Source organism: Stenotrophomonas sp. NY11291 (assembly GCF_023277365.1).
Classification (GTDB): domain Bacteria; phylum Pseudomonadota; class Gammaproteobacteria; order Xanthomonadales; family Xanthomonadaceae; genus Stenotrophomonas; species Stenotrophomonas geniculata.
This window is the reverse complement of the sequence record NZ_CP096975.1, coordinates 3,278,933-3,296,796: the sequence shown is the minus strand read 5'-3', so window position 1 is coordinate 3,296,796 and position 17,864 is coordinate 3,278,933. Positions and strand designations below refer to the sequence as shown.

The following is a 17,864-nucleotide window of genomic DNA, read 5'->3' as shown; positions in this document are numbered from 1 at the left end:
GTTTCAGACGGCGGTGAGGTCGCTGTCCTGGCTGCGCTGGCCGAAGGTCAGGGCCCAGGTGGCGCTGTCCACCTGCTGGCGGTCCTGTTCCTGCTGCTTGCGCGCGCGGCTGGCGCCGAACCAGCGGCCTTCGCCGTTGATCAGCGGCGTCATGCGTACCACGTCCACATACTCCGGATCGATCTCGCTGGCGCGCTGCAGCCAGGTCAGCGCCAGGAACGCATTGGCCGGCACGCCATTGCCGAAGTGGTAGATGTCGGCCAGATAGCCGGCGGCCCACAGCTTGTCGTCGTCATCGCCGCGCCACCACAGCGGAATCAATGCACGCTCGACCGCTTCGCGCTTGTGCGCGTCGTTCTGGCCGTCCAGGGCCAGGCAGGCCAGGTTGCGGCAGGTGGGGGCCCAGACGCGTTCACCGGTTTCCGCTTCATCCAGGCAGCGCAGATACAGCTCACGCGCGCGGGCTTCATTGCCGGCGCCACCGGCAGCGACCAGGCGCACGGCCAGGTTGTAGGTGGCAATCAGGTCGCCGCCTTCCACCGCACGCTCCTGCCAGTGCGCGGCCTTTTCTGCATCAACGAACTGCGGCTGGTCACGGCCACCCAGGCGGCCCTTGTACAGATCGCACAGTGCCGACATCGCGCCGGCGTCGCCATCGTCGGCCATGCGCTGCAGCAGCGACAGGCCGGCCGTCTGTGAGACATCGCAGAACAGATTGGCGGCGAAGGTGACAGCCGAGGTATTCTCCCGCGGCGCCAGTTCCAGGGCGCGCTGCAGCAGGGGCGCGGCACGTGCCGGGTCGGCGGTCTGGCCGAGCAGTCCATGCTCGATGGCGGTGGCTGCCCAGAGCAGGCCGATCGCCGAGTCGCCTTCGCGCGCCGCGTAGTCTACCGCCTGGGCGAACAGCGCTTCGGCACCATCGACGTGGGCAAACCAGGTGCAGGCCTCGAGATTGCTGAGGCCTTCATGCAGGACCATGTCGCGGTCCAGCGTCCAGGCCTGCTGCAGGTCCTCGAACACTGCCTGCATGTGCTGGGCGTCCCACTGGACGTCGTTCTCGACATCCTCACGGCGCCCGAGCCGGTAGCGCAGTCCGGCACGCTGGGTCAGCACCTCCGCGCGCAGGGCACGGTCCAGGTGCCAGTCGAGGATCTGCGCGTAGGCGTGCTCGTGCGCCGCGACGGTTTCGCTGTCGTCGCGCTGTGGCAGCTCGGCCAGCCAGTCCTGCGCCTTTCGCCAGCGCAGCGCATTGCTCTGCGTCAGATCAAGGCCGCGGCACCAGCTGCCCTCGATGAAGTCTTCCATCGCCTCGTGGCTGCCGCCCCAGCGCGGGTACAGGAAATACAGGGTGCTCTCCAACGTGCTCAGGTCGTCGGGGCGCTGCTCCAGCACCAGCCGCATCCAGTACGCCAACGGCGCATCGAAGTCGTCCTGGCTGCGTTCGCGCAGCAGCGGCGGCAGCGTGGCGGGCAAGGCCTGCAGCGGTGCACCGAAGCGCGACAGCAGCTGCAGTGCCTGCGGCCAGGCTTGCGGATAGTGCTCGGCCAGCGCGGCATCATCGGATTCCGGCGGCTGGCCGGCCTGCAGCGCACGCAGCCAGTTCGGTTCGCGCAGGTAACTGATGATGCGTTTGATGCCGTCCAATGCCAGTGCGGGCCGCGGCGACAGCGCGATCGCCTGCAGGTAAGCATGTACGGCATGGTCGCGGGCCAGCTGTGCGGCCAGCCACTGGCTGTCCTCCACCAGTGCGGCCACGTCGGCGCTGCGCAGTTCACCGGCAGCGTCCTGCCAGCAGGCGCCCAGACGCAGCCAGGCGTAGTAGCTGCCGGGGGCGGCCGAGACCCACTGCTGCGCCTGCTGCAGGCGCGCTTCCAGCGTCAGCGTGGCGTCGTGCAGGTTGCGCAGCCGCCAGCGGATGCCCGGCAACGCATTCTTTCCCTGCAGCCAGGCCAGCTCATGCGGAGCAAGCAACGCATCCAGTTCGGCATAGCGCCGCTCCTGCAGTGCGCTACGCGCCTGCACGCGCCAGGCGAGGTCTTCGGGGGAAAGCCCGTCTTTTGCAAATCCGTTTGTCATTGATGCAATCCAGCGAGTACGAGGCTGGACATTAGAAGCGCGGTCGTTACCGGCGGCAAGCAGGACATGCGGCTGCCGTGTCGGTGGCATTCAGCAGGAGCCTTGCTTGAGGCAGAGATTCAATCCGGATCGGCTTCGTCATCGTGCAGGGCTTCTCCGTGGACCTGATAGCCCGCTGCACGCAGATGTTCCGGCCAGGGCGGCGTCGCCATTTCCTCCAGTGCCATCGACAGCCGCGAGGCGAGATGCAGCGGGGGCGCATCCAGCCAGTCAAGATAGGCGTCGCTGTGGATGAGTGTGCGCAGCGCGGTGCGGTCGTGCCATTGGGAGGTCGGCAGCAAGGCGAATCCTGTCACCCGGAACAGGCGTTCGCGTTGCGGATCGTCCATGTGCAGCGGAAATGCAAGCAGCAGTTCGGGCCGGTAGGCGAGGGTGCCCTGGCCCTGTCGCCACGCCTCGATTCCGGCGCGATCCACGCCGGGCACGGCGCCGTCCAGGGCCAGCCCGCCACCGGCTTGGAAATAGCCGTGCATCAGGGCATGCGGATGCAGCCAGGGTTCGAGCTTGTCCTGCTCGCTGGCAGCGGGGTCCTGTTCGATCAGGCGTGCCGACAGCGCGAGGTAGTGAACCGAACGGGCAAGATCCAGTCCGCCGGTCAGTGCCGCGTAGGCGTTGAGCTGGCTGCTGCGATCGATGCAGGGGTGCTGCTGCGCGTCATCGGCGACCTGCTGCGCGAGAGCGAGGTAACGTTCTGCCCCTTGTGGATCCTTGAACAGCGCACGGTAGCGCTGTGGTTCCCGCATCACTTCGATGGCGGCCTCACGATTGCCACGCGACAGCGCATCGTGCATGTACTCGAGTGTCTGCACTACAGGAACTCCAGAGGAGGATGGACAGGACGCCGGGTACGCTGCTCTGACCGTGGCGGTGCTGCCGGCCAGCAGCAGCGAGCCGATCATCCATCGTGACATGCCGGAAAAGGGCCATGCAGGCATGCAGTAACGTCCTTGTCGAGCATTGGCAAGGCCGCCCCGTGAGGCGGCCGATGCGGGTCGCTAATTCGCCGGCAGCAACGCCTGCAGCCGCGACTCCAGTTCCTGCTGGCGCCAGCCCGCCAGTGCGGCCGGCCATTTGCGGCGTTCCAGATAGCTTTCCAGATGCTTGCGGGAGGCCAGCACGCCATCCGGCAGGCCCAGCTCGCGGCTGCGTTCGGCCACCGCGTCCTGCAGCTTCTTCACTACCTGCTTGTTGCTGTCGTTGGCGGGCAGTGCCAGCGGTGCCTCGGCTTCATCGGCCAGCGGCGTGGACAGTGCCTGCCAGACCGCGCCTGCCAGCTTGCGCGGTGCCTTCGGGAACTGCTCGAACAGCCTGCCCAGCGCCGTCTCGTCGGCCGGTGGCGTGCGCGCCAGGGTGGCGGCCAGTTCGTTGTCCAGGATCCAGCTTCGCGGGCGGTCGCTGCTGCGTGCCTGCACATCACGCCAGCGCAGCAGGCGCAGCAGGCGGTGCTGTGCGGCCGCGTCGAGGAACTGCGCCGAGCGCATCGCCAGATGCGGCCAGCGGTCCTCATCGTTGGCGACGCTGGCCAGCAGGCGCTCGCCATCGTCGTGCAGCCACTGCTGGCGGCCAAGCGCCTGCAGCTTGGCATCAATGGCGTCATGCAGCGCGAACAGGTGCTCGACATCGTCGGCGGCGTACTGCAGCTGCGACTCCGAAAGCGGGCGGCGCATCCAGTCCGAACGGGTTTCGCCCTTGGCCAGGGCGACGCCGGTGATTTCCGCCACCAGCTTCTGGTAGCCCATGCCGCCGCCGATGCCGGCCAGCGCGGCACCGATCTGGGTGTCGAACAGTGGTCGCGGCAGCACGCCGCACGCCCACTTGAAGGCGACCAGGTCTTCGCTGGCGCTGTGCATCACCTTGATGATGGATTCATCGGCCAGCCACGGTGCCAGCGCCTCGGTCATGCCGGGAATCAGCGGGTCGATCAGCAGGATGTCCTGCCCGACCGCCATCTGCACCAGGGCCAGCTGCGGCCAGAAGGTGCGTTCACGGATGAATTCGGTGTCCAGGCCGATGCGGGTCGGGCGCTGCTGGAAGTACGCATCCAGCTCGGCGGGGGTGGTGATCCAGGTTGCCACGGTTCAGGGCCTACTACTCGGGTTTGCTCAGGCAGGGGAGAATAGCCTAACGTCGGTGCGCGTCCGTGCCGAAGGAGGCTCCGCTTGCGTTTTCCGTTGTCGTCCGCGCTGTGCACCGCCCTGGCCATGGCCCTGGCAGGCTGCACGCCGTCGCCCCCCACGGCAGTGGACCGGAGTGCCGGGGAGGAGGCGCGCCCGTCCGCGAACGCAAACAGCGATGAGCGCCCGCAGGCCGGGCAGGGCAGCGTGACCATCGCCGGTGAGGATGCCGCCGAGGATGTACAGCAGTGGACGCCGCCGCGGGTGGACCGCCAGGGCCGCAGCCTGGCCCAGTTGCGCCGCGCGGCCGGGCAGGCCTTCACTGAGGGCCGGCTGTATGAGGATGCCGATGCCGCCATTCCGCTGTGGCTGGCAGTACAGGAAGAGGACCCGGATGACCGCCAGGCCCGCCAGGGCCTGCAGCGTGCCCGCCAGCGCCTGCAGCAGCAGGCGGATGCGTTGCTGGTGCGGCCGCTGAAGCAGCGCGAGGCGCTGGCCGAGGCCAGCCGCCAGGCGCTGGTGCTGCTGACCCTGGCGCCCAAGGACGAGAAGGTACGCGCACTGCAGGGTCGGGTGGAGCTTGCCCAGCGGGTGGTCGCTTACAACCGCGCCGGTGAAGAGGACCTGCGCGCGGACCGGATCGGCGAGGACGGGGATGGCGCCATCGGCAACTTCCGCGAGGCGCTGGCACTGGACGAGAACAACAGCCGTGCACGGCAGGGACTGGCCGCGGCCGAAAGCGGGTTGATCCGTCGTGCCGAGGACGCTGCTCGCACGCGCGATTTCGCCAGCGCGGGCACCTGGCTGGCCGAAGCCAGCAAGGTGCGCGACTCGTCGCCGACCATTGCCGACGCGTTCGAGCGCATCGAGCAGATCCGTGCGGCGGCATTGCTGCAGTTGCGCGATGACGGCCTGCGCGACCTGTCCACGCCGCAGGGCCTGAAGCCGGCACGCGAGAAACTGGCCGAGGCCCTGCGCATCGCCCTGCCGGGAGACGCGGTGGTGGCCCAGCTGCGTGAGCGCATCGACCTGGCCACCCACTACGGCAGCTTCCGCCCGGGACAGGTGTTCAGCGACGCCATGCGTGATGGCGGACGCGGTCCGCAGATGGTGGTGGTGCCGCATGGCGGTTTCCAGATGGGCGCCGGTGATGCCGAACCGGGTTCGAGCGATGCTGAGCGACCATCGCACTATGTGCGCTTTGATCGAGGCTTCGCGATGGCGATCACCGAGGTCACGGTCAGCGATTTCCAGCGCTACGTGAAGGCGACCAACGCGCGCCCCCGGGCGACGCGGCGTGGCCATTCGGTGGTCTATGACGAACGCAGCGGCAATTTCATCCGCCGCAGCGGCGTGGACTGGCGCTCGGATTACGACGGTGGCCGCGCGATGGCCAATTCGCCGGTGATGCACGTCAGCATCCGCGATGCCGAAAACTATGCGGCGTGGTTGTCCGAGCAGACCGGGCGCAGCTACCGGTTGCCCAGTGAAGCAGAGTTCGAGTACGCGCTGCGCGGCGGCAACAGTGGTCGCTACCCCTGGGGCGATGCGGGCACGCCGCCGCCGGGCAGCGGCAATTTCACCGGCAGCAAGGATGTGTCGCCGTCCGGGCGGCATTGGCACAACGCCTTCATCGGCTATGGCGATGGCTGGTGGGGGCCGGCACCGGTAGGGAGTTTCCAGGCCAATGCCTTCGGCCTGCACGATATGGGCGGCAATCTCAGCGAATGGGTGGCCGATTGCTGGCATGCCAGCTACCGGCGCGCGCCCTCCGATGGCGCCGCCTGGTTCAACCCGGGCTGTCGCGCACGGGTGATCCGGGGGGGCAACTGGGCCAATGCGCCGGAGCAGACCCGCGCCGCCTGGCGGCAATCCCAGGACTCGGATACCACCAACGCGCGCATCGGCTTCCGCCTGGTACGCGGCATCTGATCGGCAGCCGGCTTCACCCGTTGCTGGCATCGGCGCACTAAGATTGCGCCGTGCCCGCCGGCCGGCGGGGCCCGCTGGAAGCCGACCCGATGCGCAACGATCCCTTTTCCCGCCCGCCACAAGGCTCGCAGCGCCGCGGCCTGTTCGGCAACATCCGCTGGTGGGTGCTGCTGCTGGCCGCCGGCTACGCGGTCTTCTACTGGTTTTCCAACCGCACGGTGGATCCCTATACCGGCGAGAAGGTGATGATCGACAGCAGCCTGGACGCGCGCCAGGAGACTGCTTTGGGGCTGCAGGCCTACCAGCAGATCCTGTCGCAGGAACGGCCGATGGACCCCAATGCACCGATCGCGCGTGATGTGCGTGACATCGCCCAGCGCCTGATCGCCAAGGTCGATGTGGTGGAGACCGCGCTGGCCCAGGAGCATGGCGTGCAGCCGGCGCACTTCGCGCAGGATTTCCAGTGGGAAGTGAACGTGATTCCGTCCGACCAGGCCAATGCGTTCTGCCTGCCGGGCGGCAAGATGGCGGTCTACACCGGGCTGGTGCCGGTGGCGCGCACCCGCGATGCGATGGCGGTGGTGATGGGCCACGAGATCGCGCATGCGCTGCTGCGCCATGGTGCACAGCGCATGGCCCAGCAGAAGCTGACCCAGATCGGGCAGGTGGCCGGCGCCGCCAGCGGCATGGATGCGCAGCAGCAACAGATGATGATGTCAGCGATGGGCTACGGTTACCTGTTGCCGTATGCACGCAGCCACGAGACACAGGCCGACGAAGTGGGCCTGATGCTGGCGGCGGCGGCGTGCTTCGACCCACGCGAGGCGGTGCCGCTGTGGCAGCGCATGGGCCAGGCCAGTGGTGGCCAGTCACCACCGGAGTTTTCCTCGACCCACCCGAACCCGGGCACCCGCATCCAGAACCTGCAGGCGCTGATGCCGAAGGCACTCGAGTACCGGCAGAAGTTCTGCGAGCAGGCAAAGTAGAGGGTGTTCGGCAGGGCTTGCAGCCCTGCACCTGCCGAATCCAGAGCAACAGCAACCGCCGAAGCAAAGGCTGGCTATCCGTGGGATGGCGGGGTGGGTCCGGTTGCGGGAGACGCCGTAAACCCGTCCATGGGGGCTTGGCCGCGGCATCCATGCCGCGGACACTCCCGCAACCGGACCCACCCCGCCTTCGACAGATTTCTGCGACCTGCTGTAGATCCACGCCATGCGCGGATGCTTTTCGATCTCGATTCGAAATATTCGATTCCGATGGAGATTCATCCACACATGCGTGGATCTACCGTGTCGACCAAGGTCGACACCTACCAACAGCCACCGGAATCTGTCAGAGGTGGGGCGGTGTCGGAGTGCGGGGTGTCAGCCGCATGGATGCGGCTGCCAAGCCTACAAGGACGTACTTGCGGCGTCCCCGCACTCCGACATCGCCCCGCCATCCCACGGAATGCCTGCTTTTGACGTTGACGTTGCCTTGGCTTGAAGCTTCTGTGGGTGCAGGGCGCAGCCCTGCCGAACAACCCTCTACTTGACCTGCACGTCGATCACGCCGTCGCCGACGCGCGCCTGCAGCGCATCGCCAGGCTGCACCTGATCGACCTTCCGCACCAGAGTGCCGTCGTCGCTGCGGGTGAGGATGCTGTAGCCGCGGGCCACGGTCGCCAGCGGGCTGACCGCTTCCAGCGAACGCGCCAGCCCGCGCAGGTGCAGTGCATCGCGTTCCAGCAGGCGCTGCATTGCAGCCTGCGGACGCCCACGCAGGGCGGCGAGGCGGCGCTGCATCGCGTCGAGCTGGCGCTGCGGATGGTGCCCGCGCAACACCGCCGCTGCATGGCGCAGGCGTGCGGCACGGCGTTCCTGCTGCTGATTGAACGCGGCATGCAGGCGCCGGCCCAGGTCCAGCTGGCGGCGACGCAGCAGATCCAGCCTGGCCTGCGGGCTCTGCGCGCTGAGGCGCAGCAGCGCACGGTCGGCACGCTGCATCGCCTGCTGCATCGTGTGCCGCTGCAGCTGCACCATGCGTGCCGCCGTGCGGCGCAGGCGCAGCGCCAGTTCGCGCTGGTCCGGCACCAGCAGTTCGGCGGCCACCGACGGTGTCGGCGCGCGCAGGTCGGCGGCGAAGTCGCTCAAGCTGAAGTCGGTTTCGTGGCCCACCGCCGACACCACCGGGGTGCGGCTGGCGGCGATCGCACGGGCCAGTGCTTCATCGTTGAAGGCCCACAGGTCTTCCAGTGAACCGCCGCCGCGGGTCAGCAGGATCACGTCGTAGCGACCACTGGCATCGGCGGCCTGCAGCAGGCGGGTGATCTGTGCAGCGGCGCTGCTGCCCTGCACCAGGGTCGGCAGCAAGTCCACTTCAAGCAGCGGGAAGCGGCGGGCCAGCACGCTCAGCACGTCGCGCACGGCGGCGCCGGTGGGCGAGGTGATCACTGCCAGGCGCTGCACGTGCGCGGGCAGCGGCCGCTTGCGCGCCGGGTCGAACAGGCCCTCGGCCTCCAGGCGTGCCTTCAGCTCTTCGAAGGCGCGGCGCAATGCGCCTTCGCCGGCTTCCTCCATGTGGTCCAGCACCATCTGGTACTCGCCACGAGCGTCATACAGGGTCACCTTGCCACGCACCAGCACGCGCATGCCTTCGCGCGGCACGAACTTCAGGTACTGCGCCTTCATCCGGAACATCGCCGCGCGCAGCTGCGCGCGTGCGTCCTTCAGGGTGAAATACAAGTGCCCGGAGGAAGGACGGGCCACGCTGCCCAGCTCGGCCTCGACCCAGATCGCCGGGAAGCTGCCTTCCAGCAGGTCGCGGGCCAGGGTGTTGAGCTGGCTGGGGGTGAGGATGTCGTTGTTGCGTGGCTGCATGGGAACGGCGTGCTGCGGGTGGAGCGGGTGCTCAGGATCGCACGTCAGCGCGCCGTGTGCTGGCCCAGTCCCCACTGCACGTGTTCACGCACCAGCGGCGAGGGATCGTCGATGCGGGTCTGCAGTGCAGCGAGCGCTTCGACCGAAGAGGGGGCATTGCCCAGCGCCACGGCGATGTTGCGCAGCCAGCGCTCATGGCCGCTGCGCCGGATCGGGCTGCCTTCGGTGCGGCGCAGGAACTCGGCTTCGTCCCAGGCGAACAGCTGGTCCAGCCGCGCGGTATCGAGGTTGTTGCGTGCGCGGAAGTCGGCTTCGTCGGTGCGCTTGGCGAACTTGTTCCAGGGGCACACCAGCTGGCAGTCGTCACAGCCGTAGATGCGGTTGCCGATCAACGGCCGCATGTCTTCGGGGATGGCACCGTCGTGCTCGATGGTCAGGTAGGAGATACAGCGCCGCGCATCCAGGCGCTGCGGGCCGGTGATGGCCTGGGTCGGGCAGACATCGATGCAGCGCGTGCAGGTACCGCAATGTGCAGTGGCCGGAGCATCGATCGGCAGCGGGATATCGATGTAGATCTCGCCGATGAAGAACCATGAGCCGCCATGACGGTCGATCAGGCAGGTGTGCTTGCCGATCCAGCCGAGACCGGCATTGCGCGCCAGTGCGCGTTCCAGCACGGGGGCCGAATCGACGAACACGCGGTAGCCCAGCGGTGCCACTTCATCGTTGATCTGCGTGGCCAGCTTCTGCAGGCGGTTGCGCATCAGCTTGTGGTAGTCGCGGCCCAGCGCGTAGCGGGCCACGTAGGCCCGTCCCGGGTCGGCCAGGGTCGCCCAGGCTTCGGTGTCGTCCTTGTGGCTGTAGTCCATGCCTACCGAGATCACCCGTACGGTGCCGGGCAGCAGCTCCGCCGGGCGCGCGCGCAGGGTGCCGTGGCGCGCCATCCAGTCCATCGTGCCGTACAGGCCCTGGCCCAGCCAGTCGGCCAGGTGCGCTTCATCCTCGCCCAGCTCGATGCCGGCGATGCCGCAGCGCTGGAAGCCATGCGCACGGGCCAGTTCGCGGATGCGCTGCACGGCCTGGGCCGGATCGACAGGGGTGGGGGCAGGGGACATGTGCACCAGTATAAAATCCCTGCATGGCCAACCTCGCCGATCTGTTCGATTCTGCTGCCGCGCGTGCGCTTGATGCGCAGGCCTCGGCACTGGCTGCCGAGGGCGGCTGGGGCCTGATGGCGCAGGCCGGCCAGGCTGCCTGGCAGTGCCTGCTGCAGCACTGGCCGCAGGCGCGGCGGATCGGCGTGGTGGTCGGAGCGGGCAACAACGGTGGCGATGGCCATGTGCTGGCCCGCCACGCGCTGCAGGCCGGGCGTGAGGTGATGGTGATCGCCTTGCCGGGGAAGTCACCGTCAACCGTGCTGGCACAGCGTGCGGCATCGGAATTCAAGTCCGGCGGCGGCACCATCACCGATTTCGACGGCGCGCTGCCCGAGGCTGATATCTGGGTCGATGCCCTGTTCGGTCTGGGCTTCGATCGCGCGCCGGAAGGCGTGGCGCAGGCGCTGATTGTCGCGCTCAACGCGCAGGCGGTACCGGTATTGGCGCTGGACGTCCCCAGTGGCGTCGATGCCGATCGCGGTGCCGTACCGGGCGTGGCCGTGAAGGCCGCTTTGACCCTGCAGTTCATCGTGCCGCATCGCGGGCTGTATACCGGCGACGCGCTGGATCATTGCGGCCAGAAGGCGCTGGCGCCGCTGCAGCTGCCCGCGGCCGCACGGCAGGGCGTGTCACCCGCCGCGGAGCACTGGACCCAGGCCCGCTTGCCGGCACTGCTGCCGCCGCGCCGCGCCAACACCCACAAGGGCGAATCCGGGCACGTGCTGTGCGTCGGCGGCAACCATGGCAGCGGCGGCGCGATCGCCATGGCGGCCGAGGCCGCTTTGCGTGCGGGCGCGGGATTGCTGAGCCTGGGTACCCGCCGCGATCACGTCGGTCCGTTGCTGGCGCGCCTGCCGGAGGCGATGACCCATGCGCTGGAAGACGGCGATGTGCTGCCGGCGCTGCTGGACAAGGCCAGGGTGGTGGCGATTGGCCCCGGTCTGGGCCAGGACGAATGGGCGCGTGCACTGTTTGCGCGGGTGCTGGCCAGCGCCAAACCGCTGGTGGTCGACGCCGATGCGCTGAACCTGCTGGCGCAGGATCCGCGCGCGCTACCGGACGCCATCCTTACGCCACATCCGGGCGAGGCCGCGCGCCTGCTCGGCTGCAGTACCGCTGACATCCAGGCTGATCGCTACCGCTGTGCGCAGGCGTTGGCCGAACGCTTCCACGCCGTGGTGGTGCTGAAGGGCGCAGGCAGCATCGTGACGGCCCCCGGGCAGGCGCCACGGCTGATCGGTGCAGGCAATCCCGGCATGGCTGTGGGAGGCATGGGCGACCTGCTCACCGGCATCATTGCCAGCCTGCGCGCGCAGGGGCTGGCCGCCTTCGACGCTGCCGCCGCTGGTGCACTGCTGCATGCGCTCGCGGGCGACGCCGCGGCCGCCGATGGCGCGCGCGGCCTGCTTCCTACTGATCTGCTGTCGCCGTTGCGGCGACTGGCCAACCCGGACCTCTCTCGATGATCGATTTCTTCCTTGCCGACAGCGATGCCACTGAACTGCTCGGGCAATGGCTGGCGGCCACCCGGCCGCCGCAGGCGCTGGTCGAACTGCGCGGCGACCTGGGCGCCGGCAAATCCACCACCGCCCGCGCACTGCTGCGCGCGCTGGGCGTGCAGGGCGCGATCCGCAGCCCGACCTACACCCTGGTCGAGCGCTATCCGCTGGCCAGTGGCGGTGAGGCGTGGCACTTGGACCTGTACCGCATCGGCCAGGCCGGTGAGCTGGATTTCCTCGGCCTGGACGAGGGCAGCGCGGTGCTGTGGCTGGTGGAATGGCCGGAACGCGGCGCCGGCGCGCTACCGCCGACCGACCTGGTGGTGGCGCTGGAGATCGAGGGGCAGGGGCGTCGCGCGCGTCTCACTGGAGTAAGCGACGTCGGACATGAATGGCTGAAGCGGCTTCCCAAGGGGGGCGACTTGCAGGCCACTTCTGTCGGCTGACGAGAACAAAGACCGGCAGGTTACGGATTATTAAGGAAAAAGGTGTTGCATTCCGTTCAGCGCGGTGATTGAATCCTGAGCCATGCGCCCGGGGAACCGTCTCATCGCTATCTGTGCCGCCGTCGGACTGGGTCTGGCGAGCGTCAGTGCGTGGGCCGGTGAAGTCCGCCAGGTCCTGCTGAATACCGGCGCTACCGGCACCCGTGCCGAAATCTCGCTGGTCGGCAGTGGCGGCTACAAGACGCTTTCTCTGGCCGGTCCGAACCGCCTGGTGGTCGATTTCCCCGACTCCAGCGCCATACGCAACCTGAAAATGCCGGCTGCGCAGGGCGTGGTTACGGCGGTGCGTACCGGACAGCCGGTGCCGGGCACCTTCCGTGTCGTTTTCGACCTTGCTGAATCGGTGGCGCCGTTCCGCCCACAGATGCAGCGCGAGGGCAATGAATCCAAGCTGGTGATCGAATGGCCGGGCGATGGCCCGGCCGTGGCCGCCAGCCGTCCTGCAGTGACGCCGGCGGTGCAGCCACAGGCACCGGTCAACACGCCTGCACCGACGCCGACGCCGGCGGAGAGCGCGCAGTCGCGTTCCGATGCTGCGCGTGCCACCGCGCTGCTGACTGCCCAGGTTCGCCAGCAGGCCAGTGCCACTGCCGCCGCGCCGGCCACGCCCACCCCGGCGCCGTCCACTGCACCGGCCCAGGTCGCGGCGGCCGGTACCGTGGCCAGCAGCTCGCCTTCTTCGTCGCCGGCCGCGATCCTGGCTGGACAGCGCACCGCAGCGGTGGTGACCACGCCGCCGGCTACGGTGCCTGCACCGGCACCGACGCCAGTGGAACCGCCGCGTCCGGCCATGCCCAGCGATGCGTCGCGCATCCGCATGCAGGCTGGCATGCGTCATCTGGTGGTGGCCATCGATCCGGGTCACGGCGGCCAGGATCCGGGCGCGATCGGCCCGACCGGCAAGCGCGAAAAGGATGTCACCCTGGCGGTGGCGCGTGAGCTTGCCCGCCAGGTCAATGCGACGCCGGGCCTGAAGGCGTACCTGACCCGCGACAGCGACGTGTTCATCCCGCTGCCGATGCGCGCGCAGAAGGCGCGTGCGAACAAGGCCGACATCTTCATTTCGATCCATGCCGACGCGGCCGAAAACCGTTCGGCCACCGGTTCGTCGGTGTATGTGCTGTCGACCAAGGGCGCCTCTTCGCAGCGCGCCCGCTGGCTGGCGGACAAGGAAAACGCGGCCGACCTGGTCGGTGGCGTGCGCCTGCAGCAGACCGAAGGCACGCTTGCCAACGTGCTGCTGGATCTGGCCCAGAGCGGCTACATGAAGGCGTCCGAGGACGCGGCCGGCCACGTGCTGGGCGGCCTGAAGCGGATCGGCAACAACCACAAGCCGAACATCGAGCGCGCCAACTTCGCGGTGCTGCGCACCTCGGACATGCCGGCGATGCTGGTGGAAACCGCGTTCATCTCCAACCCGGATGAAGAGCGCCGCCTGATCGACCCGGCCTACCAGCGCAAGATCGCCGGTGCCGTGCTGGACGGTGTGCACACCTTCTTCAGCCGCCAGCCTCCACCGGGCACGTTGTATGCCGCCCGCGCCCAGGCCGAGATCGACGCAGCCGGCACCATGGCCGGCGGCAGCAAGTAACCCGCCGAAGGCGGTTTACTGCTTTCTGTAGAGTCGAGCCGCGCCCCATGACCGATGGGCGCCCTTCTGATGAACGCAACGCCATGCGCGCGGACCCTGCCGCTGGGCACGCGGGATGATTCATGCTCGACTGGGCCTTGCCGGTAGCCCGTCAGTCGAGCATGGCTCGACTCTACCCTCGGCCGCTCCGTTATCATCCCGGCATGACGTCTGCTACCCATCCGCGCCCGATCCGGCCGTTGCCGGAGATCCTCATCAACCAGATCGCCGCCGGCGAAGTGGTCGAACGTCCCGCGTCGGTGGTCAAGGAGCTGGTCGAGAACGCGATCGACGCCGGTGCCAGCCGCGTTGATATCGATCTTGAAGAGGGCGGTGTACGCCTGATCCGCATCCGCGACAACGGCAGTGGCATCGCACCGGAACAGCTGCCGCTGGCGGTATCGCGCCATGCCACCAGCAAGATCGCCGATCTGGACGACCTCGAATCGGTGGCCACGCTCGGCTTCCGGGGTGAAGCGCTGCCGTCGATCGCCTCGGTCAGCCGTTTCACCCTGTCCTCGCGTCGCGCACATGACGAACACGGTTCGGCGCTGCAGATCGAAGGCGGCAAGATCGGCGAAGTGACCCCGCGCGCGCATGCGCCGGGCACCACGGTAGAAGTGCGCGAGCTGTTCTACAACGTACCGGCGCGGCGCAAGTTCCTGCGCGCCGAGCGTACCGAGCTGGGCCATATCGAAGAATGGCTGCGTTCGCTGGCGCTGGCGCGGCCGGATGTCGAGCTGCGCGTGTCGCACAACGGCAAGGCCTCGCGCCGCTACAAGCCGGGCGATCTGTATTCCGATGCGCGATTGGCTGAAACGCTGGGCGAGGATTTCGCCAACCAGGCCGTGCGCGTCGACCACAGTGGTGCCGGCCTGCGCCTGCACGGCTGGATCGCGCAACCGCATTATTCGCGCGCCAGCGCCGACCAGCAGTACCTGTACGTCAACGGCCGTTCGGTGCGCGACCGCAGCGTCGCCCATGCGGTGAAGTTGGCTTACGGCGACGTGCTGTACCACGGTCGCCAGCCGGCCTATGTGCTGTTCCTTGAGCTCGACCCGACCCGCGTTGATGTCAACGTGCACCCGGCCAAGCACGAGGTGCGTTTCCGTGATTCGCGGCTGGTGCATGATTTTGTCTACCGCACGCTGAAGGATGCGCTGGCCGATACCCGTGCCGGCATGTCGGCGCAGGACATCGGTGCCGGCTCCGCGCATCCGGCGGATGCAGGTGCGGCATCGATGGTCTCCAGTGCGGGCGCCTCCGGTTTCGGTCTGGTCCGCGGTGCCGCACCGGGTGCCGGTTCGAGTGGCGGCGGTGGTGGATTCTCTGGCTGGCGCCCGCAGCAACCGCTGGGGCTGCAGGTGGCCGATGCTCCGGCTGCCTATGCCGCGCTGTATGCCGCACCAGCCGGCGCCGAGCGCGGTGCTGCGCTGCCGCCAATGCCGACCGAGAACGGACTGCCGGTCACCAGTGCCGACGCAGGCGTGCCGCCGCTGGGCTACGCGATCGCGCAGCTGCATGGCATCTACATCCTGGCCGAGAATGCAGAAGGCTTGATCGTGGTCGATATGCATGCCGCGCACGAGCGCATCGGTTACGAGCGCCTGAAGAACGCGCACGACGGTATCGGCCTGCAGTCGCAGCCGCTGCTGGTGCCGATCACGCTGGCAGTGGGCGAGCGTGAGGCCGACACTGCCGAAAGCGAAGCCGACACACTGGCGGCGCTCGGCTTCGAGGTGACCCGCGCCGGCCCCGGATCCCTGCATGTGCGGAGCATTCCAGCGCTGTTGGCGCATGCCGAACCGGAAGGGCTGCTGCGCGACGTGCTGACCGACCTGCGCGAACACGGCCAGAGCCGGCGCGTGGCCAGTGCGCGCGATGAACTGCTGTCGACCATGGCCTGCCATGGTGCGGTGCGCGCCAACCGGCGCCTGACCGTGCCGGAGATGAACGCGCTGCTGCGCGACATGGAAATTACCGAGCGGTCTGGCCAGTGCAACCACGGCCGACCGACCTGGGCCCGTTTTTCGCTGGCGGAGATCGACCGCTGGTTCCTGCGCGGACGTTGAGGGGAGCATCGATGCGTTATCGGGGAGTGGGCGGCCTGCTGGCCGCTCTGGTGTTGGTTGCCTGCAGCCCGGCGACACCGCCGGCGCCGAAGGTCACTGAAGATCCGGCCTACGCGGCCACGCAGCAGCAGTGGCGGGTAGCGCGCTACCAGGATCTGACCCGGCCGGACGGTTGGACAGCGCTGGTCGGCCTGCATTGGCTGCAGAACAAATCGCACTTCGTCGGCAGCGGCGCGACCAATGGCATCCGCCTGGCGGTTGGGCCGGACAAGCTGGGCCTGCTGCGCCGCGAAGGCAGCCAATGGTGGTTCACACCTGAGGCCGGCGTTGACGTCAGCCATGACGGGCAGCCGGTGCGCGGCCGCATCCGTGTCGACACCGACAAGGATCCGCAGCCGACGCTGCTGGCCTTCGATGGTGGCAAGGGGCAGCTCAGCATCATCCGCCGCGGCCCGCGCGATGCGCTGCGGGTCAAGCATGCCGATGCGCCGGCACGCCGAGATTTTGCAGGACTGGAGTACTGGCCGGGTGGTCCTGACTGGCAGGTGCAGGCCCGCTTCATCGCGCACTCGCCGGGCAAAACCCTGCCGATCGTCGATATCACTGGCCTGACCACCGAGATGCCCAACGCAGGCGCGGTCGAGTTCCAGCGTGATGGCCGCAGTTGGCGGCTGGAGGCGATTGGTGCGCCCGGTCAACCGCTGTTCCTGATCTTTGCCGACCGCACCAGTGGCCGCGGCAGCTATCCGGCGGGGCGTTACCTGGATACCGATGCGGCGGCAGCCGATGGCACGGTACGCATCGATTTCAACCATGCCTACAACCCGCCGTGTGCGTTCACCGCCTACGCGACCTGCCCGTTGGCGCCGCCGGAAAACCGGCTGGACCTGCGCGTGGAAGCGGGCGAGAAGGCTTACCACCTGCCTGAAGGAGAAGGCTGATATGCCGATCAGATCCCTGTTGCGTACCGCCGTTGTACTGGCGGCCTGCGCGCTGGCACCGCTGGTTGCAGCGCGTACCGCGCAAGCCGACATCGCTGGCGCAGCGGTGGCCAAGCCGCCGGTGCCGTTGCTGTGGAAAGTGACTGGACCGGGCGACTCGCGCCTCTACCTGCTCGGTTCCTTCCACCTGCTGAAGCCGCAGGACTACCCGTTGTCGCCCGATGTCGAACAGGCGTTCGAGGCCTCGCAGCGGGTCGTGTTCGAACTGTCGCCGGAAGACATGCAGTCGCCACAGCTGGCCAGCCGCATGGTGCAGGCAGCGGTCCGCACCGATGGCAGCGAGCTCAAGCGTGACCTGGATGCTGCGACCTGGCAGAAGCTGCAGGTGTTCGCCACCGAGAACAAGCTGCCGCTGGCGCAGATGCAGGGCATGAAGCCGTGGTTTGTCGGCCTGAGCATTTCGGTCGGGCAGATGCAGAAGCTGGGCTTGGACCCCGCACTGGGCCTGGATCGTCACTTCATGGAGCGTGCGCAGAAGACCGGGCGCAAGACCGCGGGACTGGAAGACATCGATACCCAGATCGGCATGCTCGACGGAATGACGCTGCAGGAACAGCGGCAGATGCTGGCCGAAGCGCTGGACCAGGCTGGCAAGGCCGACGAGCAGGCACGCCAGCTGCATGATGCCTGGCGCCGGGGTGACGAGCGCCTGTTGTGGACCAGGATGGCGGCGGAAATGCGCCAGCAGTATCCACAGCTTTACCAGCGCATCAATACCGGCCGCAATGACGCCTGGGTGCCGAAGCTGCTGCCGTACCTGCAGGCCGGGCAGGGCGGCACGCTGGTGGTGGTGGGCACGCTGCACCTGCTGGGCAACGACGGCGTGGTCGAGAAGCTGAAGGCGAAGGGTTACAAGGTCGAGCGCGTATGCACGGGGTGCAAGGCGAAACGCTGATGTATCGCCGGCGCGATTCAAACAAAACGGCGCGCCAGGGGCGCGCCGTTTTCGTATCAACCGT

13 protein-coding genes are annotated in these 17,864 nt (G+C 68.2%); 8 read left to right on the top strand and 5 right to left on the bottom strand.

All coding sequences use genetic code 11. The features are described from left to right. Positions 1-3: 3 nt before the first annotated feature. The 3 genes from M1L61_RS15410 to rnd form a co-directional block, all read right to left on the bottom strand. A complete protein-coding gene (locus M1L61_RS15410) occupies positions 4-2,076 on the bottom strand; it encodes a DUF4034 domain-containing protein (protein ID WP_248853746.1) in 2,073 nt (690 codons plus the stop codon). A gap of 119 nt (positions 2,077-2,195) precedes the next feature. After that, entirely contained in the window at positions 2,196-2,945 is a 750-nt protein-coding gene (locus tag M1L61_RS15405; RefSeq protein WP_248853745.1) for a hypothetical protein, read from the bottom strand. Positions 2,946-3,131: 186 nt separating this feature from the next. Then, the gene (gene rnd / locus M1L61_RS15400; RefSeq protein ID WP_248853744.1) at positions 3,132-4,211 is read right to left on the bottom strand and encodes a ribonuclease D; all 1,080 of its coding nucleotides are present in this window, start codon (positions 4,209-4,211) and stop codon (positions 3,132-3,134) included. Positions 4,212-4,295: 84 nt separating this feature from the next. On the opposite strand from rnd, the gene M1L61_RS15395 reads away from it, so the two are divergent. Next, on the top strand, positions 4,296-6,182 hold the full coding sequence (locus tag M1L61_RS15395; protein WP_043400884.1) for a formylglycine-generating enzyme family protein: 1,887 nt from the start codon (positions 4,296-4,298) through the stop codon (positions 6,180-6,182). 89 nt (positions 6,183-6,271) lie between these two features. Then, positions 6,272-7,168 carry a M48 family metallopeptidase gene (locus M1L61_RS15390; RefSeq protein ID WP_248853743.1) on the top strand — a complete coding sequence of 299 codons (897 nt, stop codon included), beginning with the start codon at positions 6,272-6,274 and terminating at the stop codon, positions 7,166-7,168. A 540-nt stretch (positions 7,169-7,708) separates the two neighbouring features. Here M1L61_RS15390 and xseA read toward each other — a convergent pair. Continuing rightward, positions 7,709-9,040: an exodeoxyribonuclease VII large subunit gene (xseA, locus tag M1L61_RS15385; protein WP_043400889.1), complete on the bottom strand. Its 1,332-nt coding sequence runs from the start codon at positions 9,038-9,040 to the stop codon at positions 7,709-7,711. A gap of 44 nt (positions 9,041-9,084) precedes the next feature. Beyond that, positions 9,085-10,155 (bottom strand): tRNA epoxyqueuosine(34) reductase QueG, encoded by a 1,071-nt coding sequence (gene queG, locus M1L61_RS15380; protein WP_049454822.1) that lies wholly within the window; start codon positions 10,153-10,155, stop codon positions 9,085-9,087. A gap of 23 nt (positions 10,156-10,178) precedes the next feature. On the opposite strand from queG, the gene M1L61_RS15375 reads away from it, so the two are divergent. The 6 genes from M1L61_RS15375 to M1L61_RS15350 all read left to right on the top strand — a co-directional run bounded on the left by M1L61_RS15375 (position 10,179) and on the right by M1L61_RS15350 (position 17,800). After that, positions 10,179-11,663, top strand: a complete 1,485-nt coding sequence (locus M1L61_RS15375) for an NAD(P)H-hydrate dehydratase (RefSeq protein WP_227200082.1) — start codon at positions 10,179-10,181, stop codon at positions 11,661-11,663. Then, positions 11,660-12,142, top strand: a complete 483-nt coding sequence (gene tsaE, locus M1L61_RS15370) for a tRNA (adenosine(37)-N6)-threonylcarbamoyltransferase complex ATPase subunit type 1 TsaE (protein ID WP_197597756.1) — start codon at positions 11,660-11,662, stop codon at positions 12,140-12,142. Before M1L61_RS15375 ends, tsaE begins: the two co-directional genes overlap by 4 nt. An 82-nt stretch (positions 12,143-12,224) precedes the next feature. Further along, the gene (locus M1L61_RS15365) at positions 12,225-13,793 is read left to right on the top strand and encodes an N-acetylmuramoyl-L-alanine amidase (RefSeq protein ID WP_227200084.1); all 1,569 of its coding nucleotides are present in this window, start codon (positions 12,225-12,227) and stop codon (positions 13,791-13,793) included. Between the two features lie 203 nt (positions 13,794-13,996). Next, positions 13,997-15,904 (top strand): DNA mismatch repair endonuclease MutL, encoded by a 1,908-nt coding sequence (mutL, locus tag M1L61_RS15360; RefSeq protein ID WP_049454830.1) that lies wholly within the window; start codon positions 13,997-13,999, stop codon positions 15,902-15,904. Between the two features lie 11 nt (positions 15,905-15,915). After that, positions 15,916-16,845 (top strand): DUF1684 domain-containing protein, encoded by a 930-nt coding sequence (locus tag M1L61_RS15355; RefSeq protein ID WP_248853742.1) that lies wholly within the window; start codon positions 15,916-15,918, stop codon positions 16,843-16,845. Between the two features lies 1 nt (position 16,846). Further along, on the top strand, positions 16,847-17,800 hold the full coding sequence (locus tag M1L61_RS15350) for a TraB/GumN family protein (RefSeq protein ID WP_019336844.1): 954 nt from the start codon (positions 16,847-16,849) through the stop codon (positions 17,798-17,800). Positions 17,801-17,864 lie beyond the last annotated feature (64 nt).

Excerpts from the sequence above, each read along its gene's own strand:
- M1L61_RS15410 (WP_248853746.1), bottom strand. The coding sequence starts at position 2,076 with ATGACAAACGGATTTGCAAAAGACGGGCTTTCCCCCGAAGACCTCGCC.
- M1L61_RS15390 (WP_248853743.1), top strand. The coding sequence starts at position 6,272 with ATGCGCAACGATCCCTTTTCCCGCCCGCCACAAGGCTCGCAGCGCCGC.
- xseA (WP_043400889.1), bottom strand. The coding sequence starts at position 9,040 with ATGCAGCCACGCAACAACGACATCCTCACCCCCAGCCAGCTCAACACC.
- queG (WP_049454822.1), bottom strand. The coding sequence starts at position 10,155 with ATGTCCCCTGCCCCCACCCCTGTCGATCCGGCCCAGGCCGTGCAGCGC.
- M1L61_RS15375 (WP_227200082.1), top strand. The coding sequence starts at position 10,179 with ATGGCCAACCTCGCCGATCTGTTCGATTCTGCTGCCGCGCGTGCGCTT.
- tsaE (WP_197597756.1), top strand. The coding sequence starts at position 11,660 with ATGATCGATTTCTTCCTTGCCGACAGCGATGCCACTGAACTGCTCGGG.
- M1L61_RS15365 (WP_227200084.1), top strand. The coding sequence starts at position 12,225 with ATGCGCCCGGGGAACCGTCTCATCGCTATCTGTGCCGCCGTCGGACTG.
- mutL (WP_049454830.1), top strand. The coding sequence starts at position 13,997 with ATGACGTCTGCTACCCATCCGCGCCCGATCCGGCCGTTGCCGGAGATC.
- M1L61_RS15355 (WP_248853742.1), top strand. The coding sequence starts at position 15,916 with ATGCGTTATCGGGGAGTGGGCGGCCTGCTGGCCGCTCTGGTGTTGGTT.
- M1L61_RS15350 (WP_019336844.1), top strand. The coding sequence starts at position 16,847 with ATGCCGATCAGATCCCTGTTGCGTACCGCCGTTGTACTGGCGGCCTGC.